The following is a 12,445-nucleotide window of genomic DNA, read 5'->3' as shown; positions in this document are numbered from 1 at the left end:
GATTTGGTGTAATCTTATGAACATTAAAAAGTGTTACCCATTGATAGGTTTATTATTACTCTTATTTATCCTTCCAATTAATATAGCTTTAGCAGATAATGTTCTTAACAAATTCGATATTAAGAAGGCTCCATCAGAATATCAAATTAATAAAGATGTATCATATTTTGATTTGTTATTAAAACCCGAGCAAGAAGAACATTTAACAGTTATCTTAGAAAATAATTCTAACGAAAAAATCAAATTAAACCTTTCAATAAATAAAGCTATAACTAATCAAAATGGTGTTGTTGAGTATTCTGGAGCTAACAAGGATAATTCAAAAACCGCTCCTTACAACATTGAAGAATTAATCACTCTTAGTGATAAAGAGGTAAATTTAGCCCCCAGCGAAAAAAAGGAAGTAACTTTAACCGTAAAAATGCCTAAAAATGAATTTTCTGGTACTTTAGCTGGCGCCTTATACGTAATAGAAATCCCTCAATCTGAGGCAACAAATACAATTCGTAATATTCTCTCGAGGGAAATTGCTATTTTACTGAGTAATAGTACAAAAGAGATTACACCAAATATTATTTTTAATGATGCTAAAGCTATTCATAATAACGAACGTAATGCGATTGAAGTCAATATGGAAAATGTTACAGCCACATATATAAAAGATGTAACACTCACTTATGATATTAAATATAAAGAACAAACCTTTATGAAAGGAGAGCAAAATTCTATAAAAATTGCTCCCAATAGTTTATTTTCATTTGTTATCCCAATAAATGATAAAAAATTTTTAGCAGGGGACTACAACGCACAAATTAAAGTAAAGTCCGGTAATAATGTTTGGGATGAAACTCTTCAATTTTCTGTAGAAAAAGAAGAAGCAAACAAATTAAATAATTCAAATGTTGCTTCTAAAGAAGAAAAAAGTTTACCGTGGTCTACAATTATACTGTCACTAGTTCTGATTACTTTTATTGGTTTAGTTTTTTATTTAATTTGGAAAAATAAACAGCTAAAACAAAAAATAAAGAAAAAGAAAAGAAGAAAAAAAATCTAATAATCTATTAAAAAATCTCTGGTTCATTATAAAAATGAATCAGAGATTTTTTATATAAATTGACAAACCAAGATTATATCGTTAAAATATAGTTACATTTTTAACGATAGAGGTGTTCTTTTATGTCTTATAATGAAATTTACAAGTCAAAATATACAACTATTGATGTCAAAGAAGAATATCATAAAAGATTTAACTCTTATTCATCAATGAAAACTAATTTTATAATTAGCCCCATGAACAAAAAAATTGGATTTAAGATTAAAGGGACTGAATACAATCTTTTCCTCAATAATCTACCTAAGCTAACATACTTGGTAAGCGAATGTCATAAGGAATCAACGAAGCTATCTGTTCTCTTGGAACATCTTTCTAAGAAGCAAATTGATGATTACTTACACTATTTACTCATAGAAGAAATGCAATCAACGAACGAATACGAAGGTGTTAAAAGTACTCGTAAGGAACTAGGTGAAGCTATTCAAGCCATCAAAAAAAACGATGAAAGTCATCGTTTTTATGGTCTTAGTAAACTTTATTCTGAAATTGCTAATGGTGAGAGTAAATTAATCCAAACTCCAGCTGATATTCGTTTAATTTACGATGACTTAGTATCTCCAGAAGTTGATTCTGATAATCAATTAGATGAGTTTTCACTCTTTAGAACTGATTCTGTTCAAGTTGGTGGAACAAGTGGAGCAGTGCATTTTGGTGAAGATCCTGACAAAATTGAACAGCAACTAGCAACGATGCTTAATTTTATTAATATGCCGGATGAAGAATTTCCCAATATACTAAAAATCATTATTTCTCATTACATGTTTGAATACATTCACCCATTCTTTGATGGTAATGGTCGTGTAGGTCGTGTAGGTCGTTTTATCTTATCTAATTACTTAGCAAAAGAATTGGATATTGTTTCTAGTTTACTTATGTCTCGAGCAGTTAAAACAAATCGTCCTAAATACGAAAAAGCTTTTTTAACCATTTCTGAAGAAGACAATTTTGGTGAAGGAACATTCTTTGTTATAGCGTTATTAGAATTACTTTTAGATATTCAAAAAGAAATAGTTTTTGAATTAAAACAAAATAATCAGTTACGCTATCAAGCTAAAGTTAACTATCAAAAAGAACTATTAGATGTTCCTTTTGCCTTTGAAGTCTTTCAAAAATATTTTGACCATTTACTTTACTATCCTGGAGAAGTATTATCACGAAGAGATATTATTGATTCTGTCGATGAAGATATCTCTCCTTATATGATGAGAAAAATAGAAGCAGTTCTTTTAGAGAAAGGCCTCATTGAACAGATAGGGGAAAAGCCAGTAACTTATAGAGCAGTCTCCTCTATAACAAATCTATTTAATTAATAAGATGGCCTGATACAAAATATAAATAAATTATATTTAAAGTAATATCTAAACTAATAATACTATGCTCTTGGAAATTCATTTTTCTAAGAGCTTTTTTATAATACCAATAGACCATATTTAAACAAAAAATTAGGTGACTGACTTTGATACACTTCGCCAGTAATTACTACAAGAGGATTCTGATTCTTTTTAACACAGAACTACTAACTACTCATCTAAATTTTTTAAATCGGTTAAAAACCTTCTCTGAACACTATATTTTCTAAAATATTAGGTTTTTATTTAGTTGGTTTACATAAGATATATTATACGAAGTAGTTTTAAAAAAATAAAAGAGGGGTAAAACACCTATATAATAAGCATTTTAACCCAATATTTAGATTTTGATATCATACTTGGTTTACATAACACGTTTAAATAATTACTATATATAAGCCAGGTCAGACATTTTGACTATATCCTTTGCAGTTTTTATCACGTCCTCGTCATAATCATCACTTTTTGCTATCTGATCAACTAGAATAATAGCAGCAAAGTTTATATGTGTCATTTGGTGAACCATATAGTTCATCATTTTAAATTCTAAGCTCGCATCAATAGAGTATTTTTCCATTAAAAAACCTCGTTCCTTAAGATATTCAGAAAACTCAACAGACAATCCCAGCCGCAAATTAAATTTTCTATGTTCTCATTTTACGAACAAACGTTCCCTTTGTCAAGAGAACAAAGATAAAAAATGATGTAGATACTTATGTTTCAAAAATATAGAAGGTATAAAAAGGAGGGAGTCAAGGTAAATTGGTACCCACCCCCCTTATAGAAGACTTGCTTTTAACTAGATTGAAACACCAGACACCCAGTAACCGCCAGTTGCAACACCATTTTTAGTATCAGATACTGGCATCCATCCATATCCGCCACTTCTTGGTTGTCTAACCCAAACATGTCCATTTTTTTGAACAAGAATCTTGTCATAAACAACTGAACTACCTTTTGGAAGTAGGGCTAGTTGACCAAGATTAATTGGATTTGCATGATCTCCAGAAGATGTTCCTCGTAATTTAATTCCAACTGGAGTTGTAATTACTGCTGTCCCCTTTTTAGAAATCCAACGATCAGTTACAGCTGGTTTTGGTGCTGGAGTTGACGGTTTGGCTGCAATGTTAATGCCAGATTCAACAAGATCCTGCTCTAATACCCAACTCATAATCCCTGCCATTAGGTAAGCTTTCTTACTTTTAGATTGACTTACATTTTTAGTTTGAATAATATTGTAAGCTTTTCCAATTACAAACGGGCTGATTTTTTGACCAGTTTGATAATGAGTAGCCCATTTAGCAATCGTTCCACGTTTTAATCCAGTAGACGGTGCTACAGGTTTAGGAGCAGTTGGTTTTGGTGCTGGTGTAACAGGTTTTCCGCTCAATCTTTGAGTTTCTGCAACGATTAAAGCACGTACCGTGTTCCATCTTCCTTCATTAAGAATCTTAGAAGGACACCATTTACCGTTCCAGTCATAGTGACGCTTAACGTTATCTGGATGAGCTGCAATTCCTTCTTGAACCATAATTGCTGCAGCAATTTTCACTGCATTTGCTTCTGCTTTTACATACTGAGATTGTTGTCCAGCAAGTAAGTTAGTTGTATTACGGTTTCGGTCATAGTTTTTACAGATTTCAATATGAATCGTGTTTCTATTACCGTACCCATTACCACCATCACCAGAAGCCCAAGCATTACGATTAAAAGGAATAACCTGCACTGCTTGAACGTCATCTACAGCGATATGAAACGATGTTTCATTCCAGTTTCCGTTATGATAATCTGCTTCATTTTGAGCTGTAGCGCTATTATCCGTGTTGTGGATTGTGATTTTCTTTGCGTTTAATGCGTAGGGACATTTTGTACCCCATTTACTTGATGCTACTAGTTGTGCTTTGTAAGGAACTCCATTCCAATTTGCCATTCAATATTACCTCTTTCGAATTTTTATTTGAAAGAAGTTCCCTATTTCACCTTATACCCTTAGACTAATTTTAATTCTTCTGGTTTGTAAACCTGTGTAATACGATCGTCCCCAGCCGTATTGAAATAACTAACATAGATTAAACCATCTTGAATTTGATTAACGACTGCCTTATTGCTGCTTTCTTCGATGATAGCTTTGCTACGAGGTGATAGATACTTGTCATCTAAAACCTTTTGTAAGTCGACAGGTGTTACGATGTCATTAATTTCAAACATATTATGCCACCCCCATTTCGTTTTTATTTAAACCAGCTACGTATCCATTTTTCATTGCCGCAACAGAGTCCTCGATCATAGCGTTAAGCTCTACTTCTGAAATTTTAAGACCATTGGCGCGTAAAATCTCAATAGCTTGATCTTTAGCTTCTTCGAACTTGTTGTCGATTCCTTCATTTTTAGCAATCTGCTCAACCGCGTTAACTGCAATGTCAATTGACGCTCTCTTAGAATTAAGTTTTTTGTCAATTCCTTTAGCGTTAAAATATGATCCTACACGTTGCGCTGCATAGGTGATTACACCTACAACTCCTGCTACTACTAAATTTACTACTGCTTCTTGAATTTGAATCATTTTCAAATTCCTCCTTTGTTTTTATTTTACATAGGTGATTCTTATTTTCGGACGACTAGATCCACCGCCCGCACCATAAAAGTACCCATAATAATCTAGAATAGTTGTTGGCGCATAGAGTATTAACCCTTTCGCCTTGTTGTCTCTTAATAAATTGCCAAGCTCATTCGGCATTACTAACCATTTAGCTTCTCCACGACCTTTGTAGTAATCTTTTCTAACTTGGTTTTTTGTATACTGAAACGTATTAGGCCTACTTGCCGAGTTATGATAACCAAGTACGGAATATCCTCCAGCAAAGTACCAGAAATGTTCATTTCTAAGATATACTTCAACTTTTTCTATCCTGGCACCAGCTAACTCTCTTCTGATTGCCGCATGATCAAATCCAATCATGGATTTTTGAATACCCCAATCATATTCCGCCGTATAAGGAGCTCCATATCGACCTTGGTGACAAATTGTATTGCCACCAAGCCAGTTTGGTTTCTGTGTTCCAGAGCCACCATAACTTTGACTCCAGGTACACTCAAATGTTTTAACGTATCTTTGCTCGCTTATCTTACTAAAACCTTTTCCGTTACTTCTCATAACTTCTGCTTTAATCCACCTTTTACCGTCACTTCTAAAAACGTCGGTGGTTTCATGCCATTTCTTACCATCACTTCTATAAATACCTGCCATTAGTCAACCTCCTTACTTAATCCAGATATCTCCAGCCTTACCGACTGGTGGCTGACCACTTTGTAAATATAGTTTTCTTCCTTGAATAGAAATAGATTGATCGAGATAGAGTCTTTCATCGGTGTCGCTAAAATACGCAAGTCGCTTACCTTTACTCCAATTGTAAACACCAAGATACCTACTTCCACCGTTTCTATAGAATCCCATACCTTTACCAACTTCGTCATTATCTAATGCTAACTTAAAGCCAACTTCGTTGTTCTTGGCATTCATTAGAATATGATTCATTGCTGTCATCTGTCCATTTGTTTCAAACGCCACAGTATTAAGGCCGCCTGTTTTAATTGTGATTCGACCATTGTCATCTGCTGAGATATTAGCCTTTTCTCCAAGCTTAAAATCCTTGGCAATTAAAGACTTCTTAATAGTGATATTTTCCTCAAACGTATTAGAACTATCGAGTATCGGTATTTTTTTATAGCTTACACCACCGATTTTATCGGCATCTAAACCGCTATCTTTTCCATGATTGACCTCAGTCCAAACTTTTTTTCCATTGTATTTAAAGTCTCCATTACCAAGTAAATCAAGTCCAAGCTTCTTATTACCTAAACTAAAAAGATCTGTTGCTGAAACATGTGCTACTCGAACCTCTTCATTTCTAGCATTTTTGGCATTTACATCAACGTTATTATCAATACTTATGGTTCCTTTGATATTACCACCAGATCGCTTTATGTAATGATCATCATGATTGTGCTTTTTAAACTCCGCGTAGTCCTCTTCGTGCTTTTTGAGAGCTTCTTTATTTTTCCTAGAGGCATCATGAACTTCATTTATTGCCGATGCTAAACTATCTTTGTTAGTAGTCTTTAAATCATCGATACTACCAGTTACATTTTTGATTTCTGTCAACGTAGCTTCTAACTCTTTCCCGCCAGATGTCCATCCGACTTCTTTTCCGTCATTCATTACATTGTCAAAAACTCGTCCATCAGATGTGATTAATTTATAGACCACAATTTTTGGATTGTTGATTTCTCCATAAGGAGTGACTGATAAAAGGCTCATTTTATTAACCTCTATTTTCAACCCAGGATCTATACCTTTGATATTAGTAATACCATACAATCCTTTTAGCTTTAAAGTCTTATAATCTACGCCATCTAATGGAATACCCTTCATTAATAGGTCTGATAGATTGCCGACGATTTCATTCTTCTCATCGAGAACTGTTAGCATACCTGCGTTTGTTTGGAAATGATATCTGACGTCTTCTTGTTCAACTTTTCCAGTAACGTCGTATGCTGCATTTTTAATGTTAACCATTTATTACTCTCCTTCTACAGTAAGATTAGCGTCCAGGCGTTTCCCATTTTCAAATGCCCCATCTACACCGCTAACTAACTTTCCAGACTCTTCATTCGAGAAAACTAATGAAGGAGATCTTTGAATAGCTCCAGTTTTGCCAGTTACAACCATTTTTCTACCATCATTATACAAGTCCTGGATGATAACAATGTCATCCTTTTGAATCCATGAGTGCAGATTTTCTGGTAGTAAGCATTCGTGAAGCTGTCCATTAATCTCAACTTTGATATCATAGCCTTTCGGCATTTCAACGACCGCGCCAATAACTGAGTTAGTCGTTGAAACTTTAGAAATTGTTGCATCTACGATATCTTGCATCGCCTGGAGTAACACCTTTTGTGCCTCTGAATTATTCATTTAATTCACTCCTACAATTCTTTGATAAAGTGCAATCCTGCACCTGCTCCTTTTGGCCTACTATCTCCAACATATGTTTCAGAATATAACATCCAACTCTCACCATTAGTTTGAGGGTTTACACCAACGTTATTATCTTTTTTTGAGATATAGACTAGAGGTTTTAACCAGTTCTCTCTCTCATGACTTACTGCATCACCTATTTTATAGGTAGTGGCTTCATTCCAGTCACCTTTGTAGAATGCGTTTAAACCAATCGCTCCAGTATCTCCTTTCGAAGATATTCTAACCCACATATCTGATTTTGTAGGCTTGTTAGAATCATTAGATACATGATCCTTGCTGCATAAAAATAGATCTCCATTATCACCAATTACCATATTTTGGAATTTATAAGACTTTCCTGTAGTCCAAACTCCGACAAATAGAAACTGCTTGATATAAGAGTCCCAGATTTTTTGCTTGTCCTCAATGAACCCTTGAACATTATCATAAAAGAACTGTTCAACTGCCACCAAAGAGTCGGCAAACTTGTTCCACACTTCTGGAGTAATCATATATTCCTCTAATTCTGCAGAAAGTGTAGCTAACTCGTTTTGCTCGTCATTCGTCAACTTAGGTTGAATCTTAAGCTGAGTCAATCTTTGAGCTGACTTTAATTTGTCATAAGGTAGATCGAAAAGCTCTGTAAACTCATCGACACCCTCTGGAAACTTGCTTCTACTTACCATGTTAACTCTCCTTACTTAACTCTCTAATTAATTATATCACCGAATGTTCCTGTTGTAAATACTTATGTCTTAATTATCTTTTTTTATTTTAAATCCGATGGAATCTGTTGTGGCATTAGAATTATTAAACACTGTTTCTGCAGTTAGCGGAACTCCATATAGATTCATAAAATGTACACCCCCAACAGACATAGTATCTTTATCCGACTCATCATCTAGTAGATTCCAAACCTTATCCATTGTTCTTATCTCATTCATAACCAATGATTTAACTTTGTCGTTATCGTCAGCAATCGGTAGAAGCTTATACAAGAAGTTTATTCCTGGATTCTTAATGCCTCTAAGATTAGTAATGATTCCACTCCACATTTTACTATCACACAAATTATAAATTGCGATAGCTATTAGATACGCTGCCACATAATCTTCGCTTGATCCCTCAAACAATCCATTCAATTGTTTTTCAGCTAATTCGATTAGTTGACTTTTTTTCTTGGACTTTTCGACCTTTGGATATGCTAATTTATATCGATCTTTTCCACCATGTAAAAACTCTGCAAACCCTTCTTTAAACCATATAGGTATATCTAACATCGTATCATGGCCAAGGTAATCGTTCGTAACGGCATGAAACATTTCATGTCCTAAAACTCTGTCTGCATAATCAGCCTCACTTCTTCCGTTTGCTCCACTTTCGCTTTCAAAGTCAAGCTTGCTAAAGTCTGCTAAATCTATTTGAAGTGTTTGATTTTTAGTTGTTCCGTAAGAAGTAACACTGGCTTGCTCTCCTCCAAGCTCCATATCCACAAACCTAACTACAATAGTAGCATTCCCACTTCCGCTAATATTAAACACATCTTTAATTCTCTCTTCCGCAAGAGATAACCAGCCATAATTATTAATACCTACCATAAAGGCATTGACAAGAGGTTTGAACGCTTCTCCGTACTCTACGCCAGTATAATATAGTTTATGAGCTGAGATACTCATTTTTCCATCTACTTTTAGATCTAGTGAAAAGCTGTCTATTAAATACCTTGATTTAACACCAGTTATAGGGTTTGGAACCTCTATAATATCGTTAACATCTAATAGATATATAGGAACGGCAGATATTTCACATTTCTCCTGGAAGTTAGATACTTTCCATATTTCAAATTTTGCTCTAGAGTAACACTGATCATCTGTGACATACTTAGACTCTGTGATAACCTTAGTTCTTGTTCCTATAGCATCAACATTAAACGGATTCTTCGCATCAGTTATCCTCACTTCTCCATTGGCTGTAATGCCAGTTTTATCGCTCATTTCACCGACAACAAGAACTCTGTTCCTTATGTCTTTTAATACGTAATCCTCTTTGAACTCTATCATCAAGTCTTTTCCATCTATCGCATCATTCGAAAATGACCATTTTGGATGCTCAAACTCAGTTTCCTTTTGTACAGATATTTTGTAAAACTCAAATTCTCCTTTTGTATTATAGCCACATGTATAGTCCATATACATATCTCTTAGCTTGCTAATTATCTCGATCTTTTCTTCCCCTATACCAAATTCCATAGTATAAGGAACCGTTTCAGATGGCAGGCTTTCCTGGATATACCCAAATTTTGTTTCGCCAAGATCCTCCATTACTTTTCTAATGGTTTCTGATATAGGCGTTCCTGGAGAGATTTTAATCATGTTCTCAAGCTCGTCGCTCTCGAATCTTCCCATTTTATCCTCAAGTCCAATTGTTATACTCGATGTAGCAGCATCTACAGACACTCCAGCTTTATCAGCATAAAACGTACCAAGCAAGAAGTTAACTGTATGATCAATCATACTTAGATCTTTTATACCTACATATACTCTAAAAATCCTTCCAAACCATACTAGGCTGCTTGCAGAAGGAAAGAAGTCTGGATCAAATTGAACCTCTAAACTTCCAGTTCTCCTAATTAATGAAGAGCTCTCTACTCTTATGTTTCCACTTTCACACCTTCCAGATACCGTCTCCAATACAGTGTCGGTGGCCTCATCTAAAACCTGGATTGTAACATCCAGGTTTCTGATAGGCTGAGAGTGCACGCTATATGCATTAAAAGGAAGGTCTTCATACCTAAGACTGTCAACAGCGTTAGGTATTGTATGATCCTTATATTGTTTTGTTAATAGTACAGGTTCGTCGTGACTCATGCTCATGTATTATCCTCCATTGTTCCAAATTATTTCCCCATCTTCATCGAATGTATACTTAGACTTACCAGCTGATCCAATTAATCCACCTTTGGACATTGTTTCATATTCCAGTTCTCCGATTTCTACATAGTTAAAAGAAATATCAGAAAGATCTTCTAGATTTCCCTCTCTTGGTGTTTCGGTAACAGAATGCACAGCAGCAACTGTCATATCACCATTGCTATTTCTGATAACCTTAGCTCCACCTTTTTGAAGGAAATTAACTATACTCTCTCTCAACTCTCTTTCACTTCTACCGTTTATCTTTGTTCCTCTTGAGTTAATCTGCTCATCAGTTAATGGTAAGAAGCTCATACTGCTAGTTCTATAGTTTTGGTTTCCAGATACAACAATAGGGTATCTTCCATTTAAAGTTTGCATTTCTGAATAATTCTTAACATGTGTCACAGTGTCTTTCTTGAGATCGTACTCAACTTTGAAGTTATTTTGAAGATCTGATATAAACACCCCATCATACTCTACGCGTACAGACTTGTTAGTCTGAGTCAAATCTCCAAGTATTTTGTCAGCTACTGGCAAGATCGCGTACTCGTAGTTTGCTTGATTCTCGGCCAATCTATCCACGAATGAGTAGACGTTAAAGTCTTCATCATAATCCCACATACCAACGAGAAGCCACTCGTTCGTCTTGTTTATATCCCTTCTATATAACTGTATCTTAGTTACGACATGTCCATCTGCTCCAAGTGATCCAGCCTCCAAACTTCCTTTGAATTTAGCATCCATGATAGTTTTTAGCTGCCAATGCTTAGGTTTTAGCATTTCTTGACCTATCTTAGTGTCAACACTGATAAATAACTCGTCCCATAGACCAGCTCCCATCGTGACTTCGTCAAGCTCAGCTGTAGAAATTGCCGTATCAAATACATTTCCATGAAGTCCTACCCCGAAATAATTGTAATCTATAATCATATTTCATCCACCTCATAAGGTACTATTGTCATCTGAACTCTGTACTCAATTACCTTTATATAAAGGTAGAATTTTCCAAGCTTAAGATTTTTGATAGTATTTGATTTTGTTCGAGACTTAATTCCTCCAAGCTCCTTCTCACAAGTAATATAGTCATCATGCTTTATGAATTTTATATGAGGATGACCATTGTCTTCTTTTGCGAAGTCTAACATTACTCCATTAGGGATATTTTCGCACCAAACCTTTGCCACCCAGTCACTGGCCTTTGCCATTCCTAACCTTGTATACATCAAAGGTTTTTCTTTTGGAATTATAATCCATTCATCTTTCCAGTAACTGTAAGCCACGTCATTCGCTATATCCATTCCAGGAACAGATGGCTTAACCTGCGTTCCAAGAAGTTGTTTCAAGTAAGACTGAACTAAAACCTGTCCATTTTCTGGCTGCGCCTCAGCTACGACAATACCCTCAAGTGCTGGTGTTATAAACTGTGGTATAAACTCATGATCTTCATAATGGTTGATTCCATTTTTGGTTCTAAGTCTGATACCTACGTAGTACAGCCTACCTTTTACTAGGTTGGTCATTCTTTCTTGTAAAACATTTGGTGTGGTAGTATCTGGAATCCTAACTGGATACTTCGTTATAGCCTGTTTGTTTTGATCTAGTAATGTAAATTGAAATGTTTCGATGCGTTCGCCTTGCTCCTGGCGATATATGACCTGCATCATAATATCATCATTAAAAATATAGTTCTCATTGTCTAAACTATCAAACTTCAATGATGGAGTGGCTAAACATAAAAACGAAACCTCTGGAGACCATTCCGTAAACTCACCATCTACTTCTACTCTAATACTAGCCCAATACGTTTTCCCGTTCTCCAAAGATCCCTTTGGAACGATGTGACTTTTGTCAAACTTAGTCGATATGCGACTATATATTGGATCAGAGCCATCCTTAGCTTCCCTAATCTTTACTTCGTTTTTTAATACCCGACTAGATCCAAGATACAAATACGTAAATTGATAATCGTTTTTAGCATCAAAATTAGCTATTGGATTTAGATATGGTTGCATTGATTATTCTCCTTTCAATTAAATACCCAGAAGAGACT

General features: G+C 35.0%; 13 protein-coding genes. 2 read left to right on the top strand and 11 right to left on the bottom strand.

Annotated features, from left to right (window positions below):
• Positions 1-16 precede the first annotated feature (16 nt).
• Both CBF29_RS06290 and CBF29_RS06285 read left to right on the top strand, forming a co-directional pair.
• Entirely contained in the window at positions 17-1,054 is a 1,038-nt protein-coding gene (locus CBF29_RS06290) for a WxLIP family cell surface protein (protein ID WP_126808581.1), read from the top strand.
• A 122-nt stretch (positions 1,055-1,176) separates the two neighbouring features.
• On the top strand, positions 1,177-2,424 hold the full coding sequence (locus CBF29_RS06285; RefSeq protein ID WP_126808579.1) for a Fic family protein: 1,248 nt from the start codon (positions 1,177-1,179) through the stop codon (positions 2,422-2,424).
• 427 nt (positions 2,425-2,851) lie between these two features.
• Here CBF29_RS06285 and CBF29_RS06280 read toward each other — a convergent pair whose 3' ends face one another.
• The 11 genes from CBF29_RS06280 to CBF29_RS06230 all read right to left on the bottom strand — a co-directional run bounded on the left by CBF29_RS06280 (position 2,852) and on the right by CBF29_RS06230 (position 12,407).
• On the bottom strand, positions 2,852-3,040 hold the full coding sequence (locus CBF29_RS06280) for a hypothetical protein (RefSeq protein WP_126808577.1): 189 nt from the start codon (positions 3,038-3,040) through the stop codon (positions 2,852-2,854).
• 222 nt (positions 3,041-3,262) lie between these two features.
• Entirely contained in the window at positions 3,263-4,393 is a 1,131-nt protein-coding gene (locus CBF29_RS06275) for a peptidoglycan recognition protein family protein (protein WP_126808575.1), read from the bottom strand.
• Between the two features lie 59 nt (positions 4,394-4,452).
• The gene (locus CBF29_RS06270; RefSeq protein WP_126808573.1) at positions 4,453-4,671 is read right to left on the bottom strand and encodes a hypothetical protein; all 219 of its coding nucleotides are present in this window, start codon (positions 4,669-4,671) and stop codon (positions 4,453-4,455) included.
• 1 nt (position 4,672) lies between these two features.
• Positions 4,673-5,026 (bottom strand): phage holin, LLH family, encoded by a 354-nt coding sequence (locus CBF29_RS06265; RefSeq protein ID WP_126808570.1) that lies wholly within the window; start codon positions 5,024-5,026, stop codon positions 4,673-4,675.
• A 21-nt stretch (positions 5,027-5,047) separates the two neighbouring features.
• Positions 5,048-5,710, bottom strand: coding sequence for a hypothetical protein (locus CBF29_RS06260; RefSeq protein WP_126808568.1), 663 nt, complete (start codon positions 5,708-5,710; stop codon positions 5,048-5,050).
• 12 nt (positions 5,711-5,722) lie between these two features.
• Positions 5,723-7,039 (bottom strand): hypothetical protein, encoded by a 1,317-nt coding sequence (locus tag CBF29_RS06255; RefSeq protein ID WP_126808566.1) that lies wholly within the window; start codon positions 7,037-7,039, stop codon positions 5,723-5,725.
• A gap of 3 nt (positions 7,040-7,042) precedes the next feature.
• Entirely contained in the window at positions 7,043-7,438 is a 396-nt protein-coding gene (locus CBF29_RS06250; RefSeq protein WP_126808564.1) for a hypothetical protein, read from the bottom strand.
• An 11-nt stretch (positions 7,439-7,449) separates the two neighbouring features.
• Positions 7,450-8,169: a hypothetical protein gene (locus CBF29_RS06245; RefSeq protein WP_126808561.1), complete on the bottom strand. Its 720-nt coding sequence runs from the start codon at positions 8,167-8,169 to the stop codon at positions 7,450-7,452.
• 69 nt (positions 8,170-8,238) lie between these two features.
• Complete coding sequence (locus CBF29_RS06240; protein ID WP_245987289.1) at positions 8,239-10,356, bottom strand: DUF5048 domain-containing protein; 2,118 nt, start codon at positions 10,354-10,356, stop codon at positions 8,239-8,241.
• A gap of 3 nt (positions 10,357-10,359) precedes the next feature.
• Positions 10,360-11,325, bottom strand: a complete 966-nt coding sequence (locus tag CBF29_RS06235; protein WP_126808559.1) for a hypothetical protein — start codon at positions 11,323-11,325, stop codon at positions 10,360-10,362.
• Positions 11,322-12,407: a hypothetical protein gene (locus CBF29_RS06230; RefSeq protein WP_126808556.1), complete on the bottom strand. Its 1,086-nt coding sequence runs from the start codon at positions 12,405-12,407 to the stop codon at positions 11,322-11,324. The genes CBF29_RS06235 and CBF29_RS06230 overlap by 4 nt, the downstream gene beginning before the upstream one ends.
• Positions 12,408-12,445: the final 38 nt, after the last annotated feature.

It is taken from the genome of Vagococcus elongatus, from assembly GCF_003987645.1.
Lineage (GTDB): Bacteria > Bacillota > Bacilli > Lactobacillales > Vagococcaceae > Vagococcus_A > Vagococcus_A elongatus.
The sequence above is the reverse complement of the archived record's forward strand: the minus strand, read 5'-3'. Positions and strand labels throughout refer to the sequence as shown.

Coding starts and splice junctions, on each gene's coding strand:
- CBF29_RS06250 (WP_126808564.1), bottom strand. CDS start 7,438: ATGAATAATTCAGAGGCACAAAAGGTGTTACTCCAGGCGATGCAAGAT.
- CBF29_RS06285 (WP_126808579.1), top strand. CDS start 1,177: ATGTCTTATAATGAAATTTACAAGTCAAAATATACAACTATTGATGTC.
- CBF29_RS06240 (WP_245987289.1), bottom strand. CDS start 10,356: ATGAGCATGAGTCACGACGAACCTGTACTATTAACAAAACAATATAAG.
- CBF29_RS06280 (WP_126808577.1), bottom strand. CDS start 3,040: ATGGAAAAATACTCTATTGATGCGAGCTTAGAATTTAAAATGATGAAC.
- CBF29_RS06235 (WP_126808559.1), bottom strand. CDS start 11,325: ATGATTATAGATTACAATTATTTCGGGGTAGGACTTCATGGAAATGTA.
- CBF29_RS06265 (WP_126808570.1), bottom strand. CDS start 5,026: ATGATTCAAATTCAAGAAGCAGTAGTAAATTTAGTAGTAGCAGGAGTT.
- CBF29_RS06275 (WP_126808575.1), bottom strand. CDS start 4,393: ATGGCAAATTGGAATGGAGTTCCTTACAAAGCACAACTAGTAGCATCA.
- CBF29_RS06260 (WP_126808568.1), bottom strand. CDS start 5,710: ATGGCAGGTATTTATAGAAGTGATGGTAAGAAATGGCATGAAACCACC.
- CBF29_RS06230 (WP_126808556.1), bottom strand. CDS start 12,407: ATGCAACCATATCTAAATCCAATAGCTAATTTTGATGCTAAAAACGAT.
- CBF29_RS06245 (WP_126808561.1), bottom strand. CDS start 8,169: ATGGTAAGTAGAAGCAAGTTTCCAGAGGGTGTCGATGAGTTTACAGAG.
- CBF29_RS06270 (WP_126808573.1), bottom strand. CDS start 4,671: ATGTTTGAAATTAATGACATCGTAACACCTGTCGACTTACAAAAGGTT.
- CBF29_RS06255 (WP_126808566.1), bottom strand. CDS start 7,039: ATGGTTAACATTAAAAATGCAGCATACGACGTTACTGGAAAAGTTGAA.
- CBF29_RS06290 (WP_126808581.1), top strand. CDS start 17: ATGAACATTAAAAAGTGTTACCCATTGATAGGTTTATTATTACTCTTA.